This window comes from Paraburkholderia sp. BR10872, assembly GCF_040965835.1.
Classification (GTDB): Bacteria; Pseudomonadota; Gammaproteobacteria; order Burkholderiales; family Burkholderiaceae; genus Paraburkholderia; species Paraburkholderia nodosa_A.
In genome coordinates this window covers 33,107-50,565 of the sequence record NZ_JBFRCN010000054.1, presented here as the reverse complement: position 1 = coordinate 50,565, position 17,459 = coordinate 33,107, and the positions used below count along the sequence as shown (strand labels likewise).

Genomic DNA, 17,459 nt, shown 5'->3' with positions numbered 1-17,459 from the left:
AAACGGGGCGCCGCCCGCCACCGAAGAACCACGGAGATCCCATGCGCTTCACCTCGCCCTCCGCGCGCACGCTTGCGCCTGCTCTCGTGCTCGCGACCGCGCTTGGCGCCGCGTTAGCGGCCACGCCCGCGCTCGCCAAACCGCTGACGGTCTGCACCGAGTCGAGCCCCGACGGCTTCGACGTCGTGCAGTTCAACTCGCTCGTCACGACCAACGCGTCCGCCGACGTCATCTTCAATTCGCTCGTGGCCTATGACGAAGCGCAGAAGAAGGTCGTGCCCGCACTCGCGGACAAGTGGGAAGTGAGCGCCGACGGCCTGACCTACACGTTCCATCTGCGGCCCGACGTGGCGTTCCAGACGACCGAGTGGTTCAAGCCCACGCGTACGCTCGACGCCGACGACGTGGTCTTCACGTTCGAGCGCATGCTCGACGCCAACAACCCGTGGCACAAGGTGGCCGGCGCGAGCGGCTTCCCGCACGCGCAGTCGATGGGCCTCGTGAAGCTCGTGAAGGCGGTCACGAAGGTCGACGCGAACACGGTCAAGTTCGAGCTCAACGAGCCGAATGCAACGTTCCTCTCGATCCTCACGATGGGCTTCGCGTCGATCTATTCCGCCGAGTACGCCGACCAGTTGCTCAAGGGCGGCAAGCAGGTCGACCTCAACGCGAAGCCGGTGGGCACGGGCCCGTTCGTGCTCAAGAGCTACACGAAGGACGCGGTGATCCGCTACGACGTGAACCCGACCTACTGGGGGCCGAAACCGAAGGTGGACCGCCTGATCTACGCGATCACGCCCGACGCCGCCGTGCGCGCGCAGAAGGTGAAGGCCGGCGAATGCCAGATCGCGCTCTCGCCCAAGCCCCAGGACGTGGCCGCGGCGAAGGACGACAAGTCGCTCAAGGTGGTGGAGACGCCAGCGTTCATGACGGCGTTCGTCGCGCTCAACACGCAGAAGAAGCCGCTCGACAACCAGAAGGTGCGCCAGGCGCTGAACATGGCGTTCGACCGCACGACCTACCTGAAGGCGATTTTCGACAACACCGCCACGCCCGCGACCAACCCCTGGCCGCCCATCACCTGGGGCTACGACCGGTCGATCCAGCCGTATCCGTATGACCCGGCGAAGGCGAAGCAGCTGCTCGCCGACGCGGGCTTCCCCAACGGCTTCGCGACGACGATCTGGGTGCGTCCGAACGGCAGCGTGCTCAACCCGAACCCGCGCGCGGGCGCCGAGCTGTTGCAGGCCGACTTCGCGAAGATCGGCGTGAAGGCCGAGATCAAGGTGATCGAGTGGGGCGAGTTGATCAAGCAGGCGAAGCAAGGCCAGCACGACACGCTCTTCATGGGCTGGGCCGGCGACAACGGCGACCCCGACAACTATCTCTCGCCGCTCTTTAGCTGCAATGCGGTGCAGTCGGGCATCAACTTCGCGCGCTTTTGCGATCCGCAGCTCGACAAGCTGATCGCCGAAGGCAAGGCCACCGCCGACCAGGCCAAGCGCGTGAAGCTGTATGAAGCCGCCCAGCAGATCATCCGCGATCAGGCGTTGTGGATTCCGCTTGGCTACCCGACCGCCTCCGCCATCACGCGCACGAACGTGAGCGGCTATCAGGTGAGCCCGTTCGGACGCCAGAACTTCGCGAGCGTCGCGGTGCAGTGACGGCTCTCGCCGCGCCGGGCGTTCGCGCCCGGCGCGCCATTACAGAGCTGCCCTGACGATCACGAATTGAAACACGCCCGCTTGCGCCAGACATGCGGGAAGCGCGCCACAGGCGGGCGAGCGCCCTTTCCTCCCATTACCGCCGGTAAGATTCGCGCGCAGTTTGTTGCAGTTTGGTAACTCAAGCCGGCGAGCGCCTGGCTACATTGAAGCCATCGAATCTTCAACCGAAGGGGCTCAAAATGAAAACCAAACTCTTTGCCGCGCTGGGTGCTGGAGCGCTCGTCCTGGCCGCCTCGCAAACCGCCATGGCCGGTGTGGTAGTCGGCCTGAACGTCGGCGTGCCCGCTCCGGTTTATGTTGCACCCGCACCGGTGTATGTCGCGCCGCAGCCCGTTTATGTCGCGCCGCGTCCGGTCTACGTCGCGCCGCCCGTGCGCGTGGCCTACGCGCCGGCTGTCGTGATCGGCTGGCACGGCGACCGCTACTGGGACGGCCGCCGCTGGTACGGCCGCAACGAATGGCATGGCCGTCGCGGCTGGTACTAAAGCCGCAGCCTGAAATGCAAAGCGCCTCGCAAACTGCGAGGCGCTTTTGTTTTACGCACTATCGTTGCGTGACGCCCCGATCACTTACGGTCCGCGACGATCTGATCGAACGTGCCGCCATCGGCGAAATGCGTCGCCTGCGCGTTTTGCCAGCTGCCGAACACCTGCTCGACCGTGAAGGTCTTGATCGGCTTGAACTCGCTTGCGTGCTTCGCGAGCACTGCGGCATCGCGCGGACGCAGATGATGCTGCGCGATGATCTCCTGCGCGGCGGGCGAATACAGATAGTCGAGATACGCCTGTGCGCTCTTGCGCGTGCCGCGCTTGTCCACGACCTTGTCGACGATCGTCACCGGCGGCTCCGCCAGCAGACTCACCGAGGGATAGACCGCTTCGAAGTCTTTCGCACCCACACCCGTATCGATGAGCGCCACTTCGTTTTCAAAGGTCACGAGCACGTCGCCGATGCCGCGCTGCGTGAAGGTCGTCGTCGCGCCCCGGCCGCCCGCGTCCAGCACCGGCACGTTCTTCAGCAGTGCGCGCTCGAAGTCGAGCGCCTGGGCGTCGCTCGCGCCCTGCTGCTTGCGATAGCCCCATGCGGCCAGATACGCGTAGCGTCCATTGCCTGAAGTCTTCGGATTGGCGATCACGACCTGCACGCCGGGTTTGGCGAGATCGTCCCAGTCCTTGATGTGCTTGGGGTTGCCCTTGCGCACGAGGAACACCATCGTCGTCGTGTAGGGCGCGCTCGCGTCGGGCAAGCGCGTGCGCCAGTTGGCGGGCACAAGATGCCCCTGCTGCGCGAGCAGGTCGATGTCGTTGGGCTGGTTCATCGTCACGACGTCGGCTTGCAGGCCTTGCAGCACCGAGAGCGCCTGCGCGCTCGACGCGCCGTGCGACTGCTTGATCGACAGGGTCTCGCCGGTCTTCTTCTGATAGTCGGCGATGAAGCTCGCGTTGATGTCCTTGTACAGCTCGCGCGTCACGTCATACGAGACGTTCAGCAGCGACGTTTCGGCATGCGCCGCCGCTGCGCTCAATGCGATGATGCCCGCGCCGAGCCAGCGCGCCGTGCGTCCCAAACCTGCCATGGTGATCCCCGTCTGTCGTTGAAAGGCGTTTCGGCCTGCCTGCATGATTTTCGTAAGCAGACCGAACGCCCGATTCTAGCGAGCCGGGGCGCACGGCTTATACCGATACGAGCTTTGCTTTGCGGCTTTCGTGCTAAGCCATGATGTGGGCGCCACCGTCGATATACACAGTGTTGCCGCTCATGCGGCGGGCGTAGCGCGTGGCGAGATACGCGGTGGCGTAACCCACGTCCATGATGTCGACGAGTTCGCCCAGCGGCGCGCGCTCCACGGCCTCGGCGAGCATGCGGTCGAAGTCGGGCAGCCCCGAGGCTGCGCGCGTCTTGAGCGGCCCGGGCGAGATCGCGTGCACGCGGATGCCGATCGGTCCGAGTTCGTACGCGAGATAACGGCACGACGCTTCGAGCGCCGCCTTCACCGGGCCCATCAGGTTGTAGCTGGGCACGACGCGGTTCGCGCCGTCGTAGCTCATCGCGAAGAGCGTGCCGCCGTGCGGCATGAGCGGCACGGCGCGCTTCGCCATGCGGATGAACGAGTGGCACGACACGTCCATCGCATACGCGAAACCCTGCGCCGACGAATCGAGCAGGCCGCCTTGCAGATCCTCTTTCGGCGCATAGGCGATGGAGTGCAGCACGATGTCGAGCGATCCCCACGTTTCGCGCACGGCGTCGAACACGGCGTCGAGCTGGCCGTCTTCCTCGACGTTCAACGGCAGCAGCAACTGCGCGCCCAGATCGTTGGCGAGCGGTTCGACGTAGTGCTTGGCCTTGTCGTTGAGATAGGTGACGGCGAGTTGCGCACCGAGATCGGCGAACGCGCGGGCGCAGCCGTAAGCGATCGAATCGGCGTTCGCCACGCCGGTGACGAGCGCGCGCATGCCGGCAAGCGGCCGTTCGGATGGATTATGCATGGCTGACCTCGCAGTGGAAGACGGCCGGTGATGGCCGCGGATGCAGTTGCCGATCTGGCTGCCGGTGTGTCGAGCTCCAAGCGACGCGCCGCATCGGTGGGGATGCGGCGCGTGCAGGGTGAAACGAGAACGGGCTTCGTTACTCGCCTGCGTTGCGCGTCGCGCGGCGGCGCGTGGCCGTCGTGCCCGCAGCCCGCGTGGCGGTGGGCGTCGCTGCCGCGCGCGAGCGGCGCGCCGCCGTCTTGGCGGCAGCCGGCGCCTTCTTCGCTTCGGCCGGTTCCGCGGCCTTTACCTTCACGCCGGCGCGCGCCGCACGCATGGGTTTCGTGGGCGTGGCGTGTTCGCCCGCAAGAGCGGCCTTCACGCGGGAGGACTTTGCGGAAGCTGCCGGGGCTTCAGTTGCAGGCTCGGGTTCCGCAGCCTGCGCGGCGGAGGACGCCTGGACGCCCTGTTCGGCGCCGCCGTCGCCAGCCGTGCCGCCGCCTGGGCCCGAAACACCGCCGCCCTCCGACGACGACCCGCCGCCATCGAGCGGCGGCAGTCCCGTCTTCTCGCTGCCCGGCTCGACGCCCAGCGCGCGCTGCACGTGGCGATAGCGCTCGCGCCGCTCGCCTTCGAGCGGCCCGGATACGGTCGCGATGCGGTACACGGCTGCGAGCAGCGCGCGGCGCGTCTTCATGTCGGGCACGATCTCGGGCAAGGCGTCGATCGCGGCCTGCGGATCGAGCTGCACGATCGCGCCCTGGCGGCGCGCCGATTCCTTCAGCTCGGCGATGCTCGGCTGGCGATCGCCGAGATACTCCCGGGCGAGTTCGCGCATGCGCTGGAACGGCCGGTACTGCACCGCATGCATTTCATCGACGATATACGCGGCGATGCGCATGAACGCGTCGACGAGGGAGCCCTTCGCGAGATGCGCGCGCGCCGCGCGCAGGCGGTACTGCGCAAGCTCCTTGCGCAGCGCCATGAGCGGCGGCGCGATCGGCTCGAGCGGCTGGTTGGGCGCTACGCCCACACAGGCCTGCACCCACGGCGCGGTGTACACGTTGTAGAACGTGCTCTCGACCCAGGTGTCGCGCGCGTCGCGATACGCATCGAGGGTTGCCTCGATGGTCGCCGACGCCTGCCTTTCGAGCAGCGTGAACGGATTGTCGGGCGCGGCCGGCTTGCGATGCGCGCGCACCGCTTCCGCCATGGCGGGCAGCACGCCCAGCGTAGGATTCGCGTCGCTCAGCACGCTGCGCTCCACGCGCGACGGATGCGACTCGCGCAGCGCATGCGCGCTGAACGCGTTGCTCGACGCACGCACGAACGGCGAGACGAACAGGTCATACAGGCGCTGGTTGTTTTCCGCGAGACGGCGCACCACCTCGAAGGGCTGCTCGTCGTCGCGGCCGTCGTCGAGCGCGAGAATATCTTCGATCGTGCGCAGCTCGAAGCGGATCTCGTAGCGCCCTTCGAGCGCTTCGAGGCGCCCGGCTTCCGGCGTCGAGTCGGTGATTTTCGCTTCGTAGAGGCCCGGCGGCAGCACGTCGATCAGATCGAGCGCCGAGAATAGTTCGGTGTGCTCCTTATTGGCCACGCTCGCCGAAACGAAGATGCCGAGGTGCCCCACCTTGTCGTGCAGGCAGTACACGATCACCTGCTCGTTGGCGACGATCTCGTCGACGCTCGCGTAGAGATCGGGAATCCAGTTGAGCGCCTGCTGCGGCGGCGTGATGTTGTCGCCCCAGGAGGCGAGCACGATGATCGGCGTGCGGATGTTGCGCAGGTCCACCGGCGAGCGAGCGTTCTTCGCGAACACTTCATTGCGCGTGAGGTGGTTGCCCACGAAGAGGTTCTGCACGATCCAGTCGATCTCGGCGCGGTTCAGCTGGAAATGGCCACCCCACCAGCGCTCGAATTCGAGGAAGCGCTCGCGCTCGGAATCGACCTTCGAATAGAGGTTGTAGAGCTTGCCCCAGTACGTGTTGGCCGGATTGAGGTACTCGAAGTTCTGCACGAGATACGCGCCGTCGAAGCGGCCGTCGCCCAGGTCCGCCGCGAGCGAGGACATCCACGAGCCGCCCAGCATGCCGCCCGAATAGCGCATGGGGTTCTTGCCGCGCACGCCGGCCCAGTAGGACAGCGGCGAGCCCGCGAGCATGAGCGGGCCGACCAGTGCAGGCGCGGAGGCCGCGAGCAGCGCTGCGGCCCAGCCGCCCTGGCAGTTGCCGATGATGAACGGCAGGCCGTCCGCGTCGGGATGCAGCTCGCGCACACGTTGAATGAAAACGGCTTCGGCCTGCGCGACCGACTGGATCGTCTGCGTTTCGCAAGGCAGCGGGAAGAACGTCACGAAATAGCACGGGTGGCCTTTGCGCAACGCGATGCCGACTTCGCTGTCCATCTTGAAGCCGGCAATGCCGGGGCCGTGGCCCGCACGCGGGTCGATCACGACGAAGGGGCGCATGCGCGGATCGGTCGGCACGCCCTCTTCGGGCTTGATGCGCAGCAGCGCGTAATTGCACGGATCGTCGAGTTCGCGGCCATCGACGATCACTTCATAGTCGAACGCGAGTACCGGCGGCATGCCCGCCTGCTCGTGCACATAAGTCTGGTTGCCGCGCTCGCGCAGCACGTCGAGGAACAGCACGCTGCGCTGCCAGGCGTCGTAGACGTAGTCATAGAGCGGCTGCGCAACCGTGGGCGCGGATTGCGCCGTTTCGATTGCCTGGTTCACGGCCGAGGACACGGCCGAAGCCGCTTCGGTCAGCGGCGTCTGGGGCGATGACTCCTCGTCGGATGCGCCCGCGAGGGGCCAGAAAGGCGCGAAGGGCCAGAAAGACGTGCCCGATGCGAGCGTGGGCAGAAACGAAAACGGCGACGAAACGAGCGGCGAGGAGGCGGGAACTGCCACGAGACGAATCTCCTTTAAGGGAGCGCCGGCTCGCCTCGCGGCAAGCAAGCGCCAGGCCGGCGCGGGCCGTGGACGCGTGCCATCACGACGAACGACGCGCGAGGCCTGGCCGCTGCCCCTGTTCTGCCGCCCTCGGAGCGGCGGCATTGCGGGCAACGGGGCCGGCAAAAGGTATTCGCGGCCGCGTGCGCGTTTCGTACGCCACGCGACCGCGACGTGAAAAGAGCCAGATCATGTTGCACTGCGGCATCTAAAAACTTAGGCGGCGGCCCTGTGAAAGTCAAGGTTCGCGGCGGGCTCTAGTGCCTCTTCCATGATCGCAACGCCTTGTGAACGAAGCATGACAGGCGCGACTGCCGGACCTCGCCGCGACGCGTCACGATGCCGCGCCGGCCCGGCGTGCATCCAGCCGACCGCCTCGTTCGCGCTGGTCTACACTGTTACGGCTTTGCGCGCCGCAGCATGGTCCAGATGCACATCCTGGAGGAGACCGTCATGACTTCATCGCCTGACAAGTATTCGGTTCTGCTCGCCCGTTGTGGCGGCCTTGCGCCCGTGCCCACCGCCGTGGCGCACCCGTGCGACGTGTCCTCGCTCACCGGGGCGCTCGACGCCGCGAACCTCGGCTTGATCGTGCCGATTCTGGTCGGCCCCGAAGCGAAGATCCGCGCGGTGGCCGAGGAAGCCGACCTGCGCCTCGACGGCATCACCATCATCGACGCGCCGCACAGCCACGCCGCCGCCGAATTCGCCGTGCGCGCCGTGCGAGAGGGCCAGGCCGAACTGCTCATGAAGGGCAGCCTGCACAGCGACGAGCTGCTCCACGAAGTCGCGCTCGGCGCCAATGGCCTGCGCACCGAGCGACGCCTCTCGCACGTGTTCGCGATGGACGTGCCCTCGTACCACAAGCCGCTTTTCATCACCGATGCGGCCGTCAACATCTTCCCCAAGCTCGCCGACAAGGCCGACATCGTGCGCAACGCGATCGACCTCGTGCAGTCGCTGGGCGTGGGCACGCCGAAGGTCGCCATCCTCGGCGCCGTGGAAACGGTGTCCGAAAAGATGCCCTCCACCATCGACGCCGCCGCCCTGTGCAAGATGGCCGACCGCGGCCAGATCACGGGTGGCCTGCTCGACGGCCCGCTCGCCTTCGACAACGCGATCAGCGCCGAAGCCGCGCGCATCAAAGGCATTACGTCGCCCGTTGCAGGCGACCCCGACATCCTGCTCGTGCCCGACCTCGAAGCGGGCAACATGCTCGCCAAACAGCTCACCTTCCTCGCCGGCGCGGAAGCAGCCGGCATCGTCCTCGGCGCGCGCGTGCCGATCATCCTCACGAGCCGCGCCGACAGCGTGCGATCGCGCATCGGCAGTTGCGCGATCGCCGTCCTGCTTGCGCATGCGCGACGTGCGCGCAAAGCAACGGAGATCCTGTGAGCAGCGTCCAAGCCCAGCCGGCCGTGGAAGGCCATGTCGTGCTCGTCGTGAATGCGGGGTCGTCGAGCATCAAGTGTTCGGTGTTTCGCGTGATCGAAGACGACCACGTGGAAGGCGGTGCGCGCGCGCTGCATGGCGCGGGCGGGCAGATCGAGGGCATCGGCGTCGCGCCGCGCGTGGTCGCGAATATGGCCGACGGGCGCCTGATCGTCGACGAGAAGTTTCCGGTTGCCCAGGTCGCCGATCACGACGCCGCGTTTCGCCTCCTGCGCCTCGTGCTCGCCGTTGGCCTGCGCGACACGCCGCCCGCCGCGATCGGCCACCGCGTGGTGCACGGCGGCGCGCGCTACGCCGACGCCGTGCTCATCGACGACGAAGTGATCCAGGAGCTCGACGCGCTCACGCCGCTCGCGCCCCTGCATCAGCCGCACAATCTCGCCGCGATTCGTGCGGTGCGTCAGGCCGCGCCGGAGCTGCCGCAGGTGGCGTGCTTCGACACCGCGTTCCATGCGGGCAACGACATCATGGCGCAGCTCTTCGCGCTGCCGTACAGCTACTACGGCGAGGGCGTCCGGCGCTACGGCTTTCACGGTCTCTCGTATGAATACATTGCCAGGCACCTCCATCAGGTCGCGCCCGACATTGCGCGCGGGCGCGTCGTCGTTGCGCACCTGGGCAACGGCGCGAGCCTGTGCGCGATGAAGGACGGCAAGAGCATCGAGACCACCATGGGCCTCACCGCGCTCGACGGCCTGCCCATGGGCACGCGCTGCGGCGCGCTCGACGCAGGCGCCGTGCTCTGGATGATGGCGAAGGGCATGGACTACCACGCCATCGAGAAGGTGCTGTATCAGGAGTCGGGCCTGAAGGGCCTGTCGGGCCTGAGCAGCGACATGCGCGAGCTGCTCGCGAGCGGCAGCGACCGGGCGAGGCTCGCGATCGACTTCTATACGTATCGCATCGCGCAGGACGTCGGCAAACTCGCCGTGGTGCTGGGCGGGCTGGACGCGCTCGTGTTCACGGCGGGCATCGGCGAGCATGCCGCGCCCATTCGCGCGCAGGTGTGCGAGCGGCTCGCGCCGGTGTTCGGCACCGTGCTCGACGCGCAAGTCAACGAGGTGGGCAGCAGCAACGGCAACGAGCGCGTGAGCACGCGCGAAAGCCGCGTGCCCGTTTTCGCGATCCGCACCGACGAAGAGGGGATGATCGCGCTCCATACGGCGCGGCTGTTGCGGGCGGCGCTCAGGCACTGAGCGGGCACGGCGCCGCGGTTCGCTACGCCTGACTTCAGGCGTACGCCGGACCGCCCCGGTCGAATGCCGCGTCGCGCAAGCGCCCCGGCGCCGCGCCGTGAACGAGCGTATCGACGAAATACTTCGCGCGCGGCCACGGCCCAAAGCCTGCCGCCGTGTTGATATGACCCGCATCGCCGAGATTCACGAACGTGCTGCCCAGTTGCTGCGCGAGCGCGCGGGCGCCTTCGAGCGGCATCCACGGATCGGTTTCGCTGCCGATGAGGATGGACGGCACGGGAAGCTGCCGCGCCTCGAACGCGCCGGCAAAGCGGAACTTCTCGGGACTCGCGGGCGCGACGAACAACACGCCGGCAATGTCGGCGCCGCTTTCCCCCAGCATGCCCGTGTGCAGCGCATGCGCCGCCACGAGGCAACCGAAGCTGTGCGCGGCCAGCAGGAACGGCCCGCGCTCGCCGGCCAGCCGCCGCGCGAGCCCCGCGCCCCACACCGCCAGATCGGGCGCATCCCAGTCGTCCTGCTCCGCGCGCAGCGAGCGCGCGAACTGGCGTTCGAGCCAGCTCTGCCAGTGAGCGCCGTCGCTGCCGTGCAGACCCGGCACGGTGACGAGGCGGGGCGGCCAACGCATTTGCGCGCACGAAAGCATGATTTTTTCCTCGCTGGAACACGGCGTGAATCGATTGTGGCCTGCGAGCCGCGCACCCCGAACCAATTTTTTTTGCTTAGCTTTTCGGCGCCCCCGGCCGGGCCCTCCCCGAGACAGGCCGCGGGCCGGCGCGCCGCGATTTGCGCGGCGGGCGCGGGCCTGAAAAAGTAGAATGGTGCCGGTGCACGCGGCTCTCGCGGCCCTCGCGGGCTGCACGCAACGCAACAGCGCGCGTAGGCTCGAGCCGCACAGCCGTTACCAGGGACAGGTTCACCCATCATGAAGATCATTTTCTGGTTCCCGCAGACCGACGCCTCCACGTGGCTCCACGGCCTCGCGCGCGCGCTGCCCGATGCCGAGTTGCGAGAGTGGCAGCCCGGCGACACCGATCCCGCCGACTATGCTGTCGTCTGGCACCCGCCGCGCGAACTCTTCGGCGTGCCGGGGCTTCGCGCCATCTTCAATCTGGGCGCGGGCGTCGACGCGATCCTCGCCCACGAACGCGAGCGGCCGGGCACGCTGCCCGGCACCGCCATGCTCGTGCGGCTCGAAGACTCGGGCATGGGCCGGCAAATGAGCGAGTACGTGCAGCACGCTGTACTGCGCTACCTGCGCCGTTTCGACGAATACGCGCTCGCGCAGGCGCGCCGCGAATGGCACGTGCTCGCGCCGCATCCGCATGAGACCTTCACGGTGGGCGTGCTGGGCCTCGGCGTACTGGGCGCGCAGGTCGCGCACGCGGTCGCCTCGCTCGGCGTGCCGGTGCGCGGCTTTTCGCGCGGCATGAAGACGATCGAAGGCATCGAAACGTATTCGGGCGAGTTGCACGGCGAGCAGTTCGACGCCTTCCTCGACGGCGTGAAGCTGCTCGTGAACCTCCTACCCGCCACGCCCGACACCGAAAGCGTGCTCAACGCGCGCACCTTCGGCAAGCTCTCGCGCGGCGCGTATGTCGTGAACGTGGCGCGCGGCACGCATCTGAACGAACAGGATCTGCTCGACGCACTCGCCAACGGCACGCTCGCGGCGGCGACGCTCGACGTGTTCCGCGAAGAGCCGCTGCCGCCCGATCATCTCTTCTGGCGCGAGCCGCGCATCACGATCACGCCGCACAGTTCGGCGCTCACATTACGCGACGAAGCGATCTCGCAGGTCGCCGACAAGATCGGCGCGCTGGCTCGCGGCGAGACCGTGAGCGGCGTGGTGCATGTCGGGCGCGGTTACTGAACATCGCGGCGGCACATCGCGAAGCCTTTTCAAAAAATTGTTGGAGACACGGCAATGGCACTACCCACCGCAGTCAAGATCGTCGAAGTCGGCCCGCGCGACGGCCTGCAGAACGAGAAGGAATTCGTTCCCACCGCAACCAAGATCGAACTGATCAACCGGCTCTCGGCCGCGGGCTTTCCGAACATCGAGGCCGCCTCGTTCGTCTCGCCCAAATGGGTGCCGCAGATGGCCGACGGCGCCGAAGTCATGGCCGGCATCGAGCGGCGCAGCGGCGCGATCTACTCGGTCCTCACGCCGAATCTGCGCGGCTTCGAAGGCGCGCTCGCCGCGCGCGCGGACGAGATCGTGATCTTCGGCGCGGCGAGCGAGGCGTTCTCGCAGAAGAACATCAACTGCTCGATCGCAGAAAGCATCGAGCGCTTCGCACCGGTGGCGCAAGCCGCGAAGGAGCGCGGCGTGCGCATTCGCGGCAGCGTGTCGTGCGCGCTCGGCTGCCCGTATCAGGGCGAAGTGCCGGTCGCTTCGGTCGTCGATGTCGTGGAGCGCTTCGCCGCGCTCGGCTGCGACGAGATCGACATTGCCGACACCATTGGCGTGGGTACGGCGAAGCGCGTGCACGAAGTGTTCGAGGCGGTGACGAAGGTGTTCCCGCGCGAGCGCCTGTCGGGCCACTTCCACGACACCTACGGCCAGGCGCTCGCCAACATCTATGCGGCGCTCGAAGAAGGCATCGCCATCTTCCACGCCTCGGTGGCGGGCCTGGGCGGCTGTCCGTATGCGAAGGGCGCCACGGGCAACGTCGCGACCGAAGACGTGCTGTACCTCATGAACGGCCTGGGCATTCATACCGGCATCGATCTGAACCAGGTCGTCGCGGCGGGCGACTTCATTTCGACCGCCATCGGCCGGGCGAACGTCTCGCGCGCGGGTAAGGCCCTGCTCGCGAAGGCCCGCAGCGAAGCCGCATGCTCGTGACACGCGACCCATCGAAGCGCAGTACGAAGGAAATCAATCTATGACGGAAACCCTCGATAACCTCGACGCCCTGCCCGAGTCCGCGCGCCGTGTCGCCCTGATGCTGCGCGAGCGCGGCCACGCCAGACCCGTCGTGATGCTGCCCGAGACCGGCAAGACTTCCGCCGAAGCCGCCGCGGGTCTGGGCTGCGAAGTCGCGCAGATCGCCAAGTCGATCCTGTTCCGCCGCCGTGAAGACGGCGCGCCCGTACTCGTGATCGCGAGCGGCGCGAACCGCGTGGACGAAAAGAAAGTGGCCGCGCACGTGGGCGAGATCGGCCGCGCCGACGCGAAGTTCGTGCGCGAGAAGACCGGCTACGCCATTGGCGGCGTGTGCCCGATCGGCCACGCCACGACGCCCGTCACGCTGATCGACGCCGATCTGTTCGAACTCGAAAGCCTCTGGGCCGCTGCCGGCCATCCGCATGCGGTGTTCAACCTCTCGCCACAGGAACTCGAAGCGCTGACCGGCGCGCCCGTGGTGGACGTCGCGCTGCGCGACGCGTGAGCATGACCGCGATTCACGACACCGTCGCGCCGCCGCCCTCGCCTTGCATCAACATCTGCCGCATGGATGAGCGCAGCGGCTTGTGCGAGGGCTGCCTGCGCACCATCGACGAAATTGCGAACTGGTCCACGCTCGACAACGCAGCAAAGCGCGCCGTCTGGGACGCGATCGAGACGCGGCACGCCGAATGGGTCGCGAAGCGCTTCGCGTCGCAAGGAGAACAACAATGAACGCGCCCGCCCGCGTCGTTACGGTCGGCGAGACGTTCCGCTCGACGCTTCAGCTCACACCCGAATCGGTGAAATCATTCGGACTGCTCGTGAACGACCTGAACCCGCTGCATCACGACGAAGCCTACGCGGCGCAAAGCCGCTTTGGCGGCCTGATCGCATCGGGCACGCAACCCACGGCGCATTTCATGGCGCTGCTCGCCACGCACTACTCGCAGTACGCGCAGCCGCTCGGGCTCGAATTCGACATGAAGCTCAAGCGTGCCGCTCACGCGAACGACACGATCACGTTCGAGTGGCGCGTCGATGAAGCGTGGTGGAAGCCGAGCCTGAACGGCGATCTCGTGAAGCTCGTGGGCGAGGCCGTGAACCAGAAAGGCGAAACGCTCGTGGTGGGTCGCGCGACGATCCTCGTCATGCCCAAGGCCGAGCACGCATCGGTACACGCACCGGCATGAGCGCCGCGCCCGCCCTCCCCGAATCGATCCGCGTCTTCGAGCGCGGCTGGCTGTCGTCGAACAACGTGCTGCTCGTCGACGAGGCGCGCGCCGCACTCGTCGATACCGGCTACGCCACGCACGCCGAACAGACGCTCGCGCTCGTGCGCCAGGCGCTCGGCCCGCGCGCGCTCGACCTTATCGTCAACACGCATCTGCACTCCGACCATTGCGGCGGCAACGCGCGGCTGCAGGCGCAATGGCCCTGCGCGACGCTGATCCCCGCGCCGAGCACGGCGATTGTGCGCGACTGGGACGAAGCGCGTCTGAGCTTTCTCGCCACCGGGCAGACCTGCGACCGATTCGCGTTCACAGGCACGCTCGCGGCAGGCGAACGGCTCGCGCTAGGCGGCTTCGACTGGGAAGTGATCGGCGCGCCGGGGCACGACCCCGACTCGGTGATGCTCTATGCAGCCGGGCCGCGCCTGGTCATCAGCGCCGATGCGCTTTGGGAGCATGGCTTCGGTGTGATTTTTCCCGAGCTCGAAGGCGAAAGCGGGTTCGCCGAGCAGCACGCGGTGCTCGAAGCCATCGCGAAGCTCGACGCGCGCGTGGTGATTCCGGGCCACGGCAAGCCGTTCACAAACGTCGAGGCGGCGCTGGAGCGCGCGTTCTCGCGCCTCGCCTGGCTGCGCGCCGACCCTGCCCGCAACGCGAAGAACGCGCTCAAGGTGCTGATCGTCTTCAAGCTGCTGGAAGTGCGCGCGATGACCTTCGACTCGCTACTGGCGATGCTGGAAAACGCCGCCTCCCTGCGCGCCGCGGCGCAACAACTCGGCCCGCGCAGCGCGTGGCCCGGGCTGCTGCGCGAGCTGGCCGGGGAGCTGGCGAAGAGCGGCGCCCTGGTCATAAACGGCGAACGCTTCGAAGCACCGGCGGCAGCAGTCTAGCCGCGCCGAAGGACAAACGCTGGGAAAGCGCAAAAAAAAACGCTCGTCCGTTTTCCGGACGAGCGTTGGAATTAGCTCTGACGTGATCAAACTGTCGAGGTCATCATACTCGCGCCGGAATTCCCGAAGCATCGGTGATTTCCCTACAGATCACCTACGAGCGCAGGCCTGGCGCGTCCTCGCAGGATTCATTCATCTGGAATCCGAATCAATCTCACTGCCCGAGCTTGAGCCGCACCAGCTCGAACAGATGCGAACACAGGTAGAGTCCGAGCCCGATCGCGCCGCCGATCACCGTGCCGTTCACACGGATTTTCTGTAGATCCTTGCCGATTTTCAACTCGATGAGCCGGGCGGTCTCGCGCGTGTCCCAATTCTTCACGGTGTCGCGAATGTGGTGCGTAAGGTAGCGAGCAAAGTCGGGCGCCATGGCGCGCGCGGCGTCTTCGAGATGGCCGTTGAGCGAGGCGCGCAGGTCGGCGTCGGCGGCGAGCGTCTCGCCTAGCCACTGGCCCGTGGCGGCGACCTTCGCGTGCAGCGCCGAATCTTCGCGCTCCAGATCGTCGCGCAGCCACGCACGCAGGCTGTCCCACAGCGCGCGCGTGTAATCGTTGAGCGCGCCGCCCTCGCTCAGGCTCGCCTTCAGCTCCTCGCCCTTGCGCAGGAACGCCGGATCGCTCTTGAGCTTCACGATCAGCTTTTCCACGACTTCGTCGAACTTCTGGCGCAGACGATGTTCGCGATCCTCGCTCACCTGCAGCAGCAGCCGGTTCACGGCGCTTTCCACCACGCGCGCGCCGCTCTCGCCGATCCACTCGCTCGGCAGAAACTTCTCGGTCGTCGGATAGTCGCTCTTGAGCCAGTCGACGATGGCCGACGCGACGAACGCGCGCGTGCCCTCGTCGCGCAACAGGATGGCGAACTGCTCGAGCATCTGGTCGAGCAGCTCCTGGTGGCGGCCATCCCGGGTGAGGGTGTCGAGAATCGCGCCCGCCGACTTCGCGAAGTCGACGCGCGCGAGCGCCGCGTGCAGGCTGTCGCGGATGAAGCTCTGGATGCGCGCGTCATCGGTGAGGCCGAGCACACCCGACATCATGCGCACCGCGTAGTCGCCCAGGCGCTGCGCATTCTGCGGCGCGGTGAGCCAGCTGGAGAGCCGCGCCACGGGATCGTGGCGCCGGATCAGCCCGACGAGCGAACCCACGTCGAGAAACTTGTCGCGCACGAAGGCGGCGAGTTCGTCGGCGATGCGCTCCTTGTTGCGCGGAATCACGCCCGTATGCGCCGAAACGAACGGAATCGGGACGCGCCGGAACAGCGCGACCACCGCGAACCAGTCGGCGAGGCCGCCGACCATGGCCGCTTCGCTCACGGACTTGACGCCATCCGTCACGACGCCTGGCGGGAAAAAGAGTGCCGTGCCGGCGAACACGAGCGCCGCAACCAGCAGAAAGGCCAGCGCCTGGCGCTTGGCGCGCGTGAGTTCGGCTTCGTCCCGTGGGGCGTGCGAAGGCGTCATGAGGAGCAGGGAGTCGCGGGTTCGAATCGCAACATTATGCTGCCCGCGCGCCAACCGCCGCATGCCGAAGCGCCGCGCCAGCGCGGCGCGCTCGCGACGCCTCAGGCGGAACGCGCGCTGCGCCGCTGCGGCACGATCCGCCAGCCGAGGTTCACGCCCGCCGCCGCGACGAGGATGAGCGCGGCGCCCACCACCTGGATCCACGCGAGACGCTGGCCGAACGCGAACCAGTCGACGAGGATCGCGACCACCGGGTAGATGAACGAGAGCGCGCCCGTCATCGCCGTAGGCAGCTTCTGGATCGCGCCGTAGAGCAGCACGTACATGATGCCCGTGTGCACGATGCCGAGCGTGACGAGCTGCGCCCAGTGCAGCGGCGTAGCCGGCAGCGTGCCGTAGTGGATGAACGGCGCGAGCGCGAGCGCGCCGAATGCGAGCTGCACGAGCGCGATGAGGTGCGGCGGCGTGCCCTTGAGATGGCGCGTGATGATCGACGAGATCGCGTAGAGAAACGCCGCGCCCGCCGCGCAGGCCACGCCCTGCAGATACTCGCCGGGCACGGCGAGCACGGCAGGCTGCACCTCGACCACGCACACGAGGCCGAGGAAGGCCACCGCCAGCCACGCCACCGTCGAAGCGCTCACGCGCTCGCGCAGAATGACCACGCCGAGACCGACGAGCATGAACGGCTGCGTGTTGTAGACGGCCGTGGCCATGGAGATCGAAGCACGCGAATAGGCGGCGAACAGCAGCACCCAGTTCGCAACGATGGCAGCGCCTCCCAGGACGGCAAGCGCGAGCGTGCGTGGCGGCAGGTGCTTGCGGCGCAACAGGCCGAGCGCGGCGCACACGAGCGTGAGGGTCGCGCCGCCCAGCACGCAGCGCAAGAAGGCGATGTTGATCGGGGCCTGGCGCGAGGCGACCACGAGCCAGCCGATGGTGCCGGACATCAGCATCGCGACGACCATCTCGGCGGCGCCGCGGCGAATTTCGGGAGTGGTGGAAGACATGAGCTTGCATCCTCGTTGTGGCGGACGAAAGGCGCGCGGCCCTTCGCATCTGCAAGTCAGTTTATCGGCTGCAGGGCGAGGAATACATGGCTAAACTTAGGCGATAGGCA

At 67.3% G+C, this 17,459-nt stretch carries 16 protein-coding genes; 10 read left to right on the top strand and 6 right to left on the bottom strand.

Translation table 11 applies throughout. From position 1 onward, the window contains the following. Window positions 1-41 precede the first annotated feature (41 nt). On the top strand, window positions 42-1,664 hold the full coding sequence (locus tag AB4Y43_RS31955) for an ABC transporter substrate-binding protein (protein WP_368729614.1): 1,623 nt from the start codon (window positions 42-44) through the stop codon (window positions 1,662-1,664). A gap of 242 nt (window positions 1,665-1,906) precedes the next feature. Further along, on the top strand, window positions 1,907-2,212 hold the full coding sequence (locus AB4Y43_RS31950; RefSeq protein ID WP_368618081.1) for a hypothetical protein: 306 nt from the start codon (window positions 1,907-1,909) through the stop codon (window positions 2,210-2,212). 80 nt (window positions 2,213-2,292) lie between these two features. On the opposite strand, the gene AB4Y43_RS31945 is transcribed toward AB4Y43_RS31950, so the two are convergent. From AB4Y43_RS31945 to AB4Y43_RS31935, 3 genes are all read right to left on the bottom strand, one after another. Next, on the bottom strand, window positions 2,293-3,303 hold the full coding sequence (locus AB4Y43_RS31945) for a sulfate ABC transporter substrate-binding protein (RefSeq protein WP_069265142.1): 1,011 nt from the start codon (window positions 3,301-3,303) through the stop codon (window positions 2,293-2,295). A gap of 133 nt (window positions 3,304-3,436) precedes the next feature. Beyond that, window positions 3,437-4,216: an enoyl-ACP reductase FabI gene (gene fabI, locus AB4Y43_RS31940; RefSeq protein WP_368729613.1), complete on the bottom strand. Its 780-nt coding sequence runs from the start codon at window positions 4,214-4,216 to the stop codon at window positions 3,437-3,439. 139 nt (window positions 4,217-4,355) lie between these two features. After that, entirely contained in the window at window positions 4,356-7,115 is a 2,760-nt protein-coding gene (locus AB4Y43_RS31935; protein ID WP_368729612.1) for a DUF3141 domain-containing protein, read from the bottom strand. A 495-nt stretch (window positions 7,116-7,610) separates the two neighbouring features. Here AB4Y43_RS31935 and AB4Y43_RS31930 point away from each other — a divergent pair, with 495 nt between their 5' ends. Together AB4Y43_RS31930 and AB4Y43_RS31925 are read left to right on the top strand one after the other, a co-directional pair. Then, window positions 7,611-8,552, top strand: coding sequence for a bifunctional enoyl-CoA hydratase/phosphate acetyltransferase (locus AB4Y43_RS31930; protein WP_069265246.1), 942 nt, complete (start codon window positions 7,611-7,613; stop codon window positions 8,550-8,552). Beyond that, window positions 8,549-9,805: an acetate/propionate family kinase gene (locus AB4Y43_RS31925; RefSeq protein WP_368618078.1), complete on the top strand. Its 1,257-nt coding sequence runs from the start codon at window positions 8,549-8,551 to the stop codon at window positions 9,803-9,805. Before AB4Y43_RS31930 ends, AB4Y43_RS31925 begins: the two co-directional genes overlap by 4 nt. Before the next feature lie 34 nt (window positions 9,806-9,839). Here AB4Y43_RS31925 and AB4Y43_RS31920 read toward each other — a convergent pair whose 3' ends face one another. Then, the gene (locus tag AB4Y43_RS31920; RefSeq protein ID WP_069265145.1) at window positions 9,840-10,451 is read right to left on the bottom strand and encodes an alpha/beta hydrolase; all 612 of its coding nucleotides are present in this window, start codon (window positions 10,449-10,451) and stop codon (window positions 9,840-9,842) included. A gap of 279 nt (window positions 10,452-10,730) precedes the next feature. Here AB4Y43_RS31920 and AB4Y43_RS31915 point away from each other — a divergent pair, with 279 nt between their 5' ends. From AB4Y43_RS31915 to AB4Y43_RS31890, 6 genes are read left to right on the top strand one after another with little or no spacing between them, the layout of a single operon-like run. After that, window positions 10,731-11,678 carry a glyoxylate/hydroxypyruvate reductase A gene (locus AB4Y43_RS31915; RefSeq protein ID WP_342949577.1) on the top strand — a complete coding sequence of 316 codons (948 nt, stop codon included), beginning with the start codon at window positions 10,731-10,733 and terminating at the stop codon, window positions 11,676-11,678. Window positions 11,679-11,732: 54 nt separating this feature from the next. Then, on the top strand, window positions 11,733-12,656 hold the full coding sequence (locus AB4Y43_RS31910; protein WP_069265147.1) for a hydroxymethylglutaryl-CoA lyase: 924 nt from the start codon (window positions 11,733-11,735) through the stop codon (window positions 12,654-12,656). Between the two features lie 40 nt (window positions 12,657-12,696). Beyond that, window positions 12,697-13,203, top strand: coding sequence for a YbaK/EbsC family protein (locus AB4Y43_RS31905; RefSeq protein ID WP_368729611.1), 507 nt, complete (start codon window positions 12,697-12,699; stop codon window positions 13,201-13,203). A gap of 2 nt (window positions 13,204-13,205) precedes the next feature. Continuing rightward, window positions 13,206-13,433, top strand: coding sequence for a DUF1289 domain-containing protein (locus AB4Y43_RS31900; RefSeq protein ID WP_368618076.1), 228 nt, complete (start codon window positions 13,206-13,208; stop codon window positions 13,431-13,433). Then, window positions 13,430-13,891, top strand: a complete 462-nt coding sequence (locus tag AB4Y43_RS31895) for a MaoC family dehydratase (RefSeq protein ID WP_368729610.1) — start codon at window positions 13,430-13,432, stop codon at window positions 13,889-13,891. The genes AB4Y43_RS31900 and AB4Y43_RS31895 overlap by 4 nt, the downstream gene beginning before the upstream one ends. Beyond that, the gene (locus AB4Y43_RS31890) at window positions 13,888-14,820 is read left to right on the top strand and encodes an MBL fold metallo-hydrolase (protein ID WP_368729609.1); all 933 of its coding nucleotides are present in this window, start codon (window positions 13,888-13,890) and stop codon (window positions 14,818-14,820) included. The genes AB4Y43_RS31895 and AB4Y43_RS31890 overlap by 4 nt, the downstream gene beginning before the upstream one ends. A gap of 214 nt (window positions 14,821-15,034) precedes the next feature. On the opposite strand, the gene AB4Y43_RS31885 is transcribed toward AB4Y43_RS31890, so the two are convergent. Further along, window positions 15,035-16,339 carry a DUF445 domain-containing protein gene (locus tag AB4Y43_RS31885; RefSeq protein WP_342949581.1) on the bottom strand — a complete coding sequence of 435 codons (1,305 nt, stop codon included), beginning with the start codon at window positions 16,337-16,339 and terminating at the stop codon, window positions 15,035-15,037. 101 nt (window positions 16,340-16,440) lie between these two features. Then, window positions 16,441-17,349, bottom strand: coding sequence for a DMT family transporter (locus tag AB4Y43_RS31880; RefSeq protein WP_342949582.1), 909 nt, complete (start codon window positions 17,347-17,349; stop codon window positions 16,441-16,443). Window positions 17,350-17,459 lie beyond the last annotated feature (110 nt).

Coding starts and splice junctions, on each gene's coding strand:
- AB4Y43_RS31955 (WP_368729614.1), top strand. CDS start 42: ATGCGCTTCACCTCGCCCTCCGCGCGCACGCTTGCGCCTGCTCTCGTG.
- AB4Y43_RS31950 (WP_368618081.1), top strand. CDS start 1,907: ATGAAAACCAAACTCTTTGCCGCGCTGGGTGCTGGAGCGCTCGTCCTG.
- AB4Y43_RS31945 (WP_069265142.1), bottom strand. CDS start 3,303: ATGGCAGGTTTGGGACGCACGGCGCGCTGGCTCGGCGCGGGCATCATC.
- fabI (WP_368729613.1), bottom strand. CDS start 4,216: ATGCATAATCCATCCGAACGGCCGCTTGCCGGCATGCGCGCGCTCGTC.
- AB4Y43_RS31930 (WP_069265246.1), top strand. CDS start 7,611: ATGACTTCATCGCCTGACAAGTATTCGGTTCTGCTCGCCCGTTGTGGC.
- AB4Y43_RS31920 (WP_069265145.1), bottom strand. CDS start 10,451: ATGCTTTCGTGCGCGCAAATGCGTTGGCCGCCCCGCCTCGTCACCGTG.
- AB4Y43_RS31915 (WP_342949577.1), top strand. CDS start 10,731: ATGAAGATCATTTTCTGGTTCCCGCAGACCGACGCCTCCACGTGGCTC.
- AB4Y43_RS31910 (WP_069265147.1), top strand. CDS start 11,733: ATGGCACTACCCACCGCAGTCAAGATCGTCGAAGTCGGCCCGCGCGAC.
- AB4Y43_RS31905 (WP_368729611.1), top strand. CDS start 12,697: ATGACGGAAACCCTCGATAACCTCGACGCCCTGCCCGAGTCCGCGCGC.
- AB4Y43_RS31900 (WP_368618076.1), top strand. CDS start 13,206: ATGACCGCGATTCACGACACCGTCGCGCCGCCGCCCTCGCCTTGCATC.
- AB4Y43_RS31895 (WP_368729610.1), top strand. CDS start 13,430: ATGAACGCGCCCGCCCGCGTCGTTACGGTCGGCGAGACGTTCCGCTCG.
- AB4Y43_RS31890 (WP_368729609.1), top strand. CDS start 13,888: ATGAGCGCCGCGCCCGCCCTCCCCGAATCGATCCGCGTCTTCGAGCGC.
- AB4Y43_RS31885 (WP_342949581.1), bottom strand. CDS start 16,339: ATGACGCCTTCGCACGCCCCACGGGACGAAGCCGAACTCACGCGCGCC.
- AB4Y43_RS31880 (WP_342949582.1), bottom strand. CDS start 17,349: ATGTCTTCCACCACTCCCGAAATTCGCCGCGGCGCCGCCGAGATGGTC.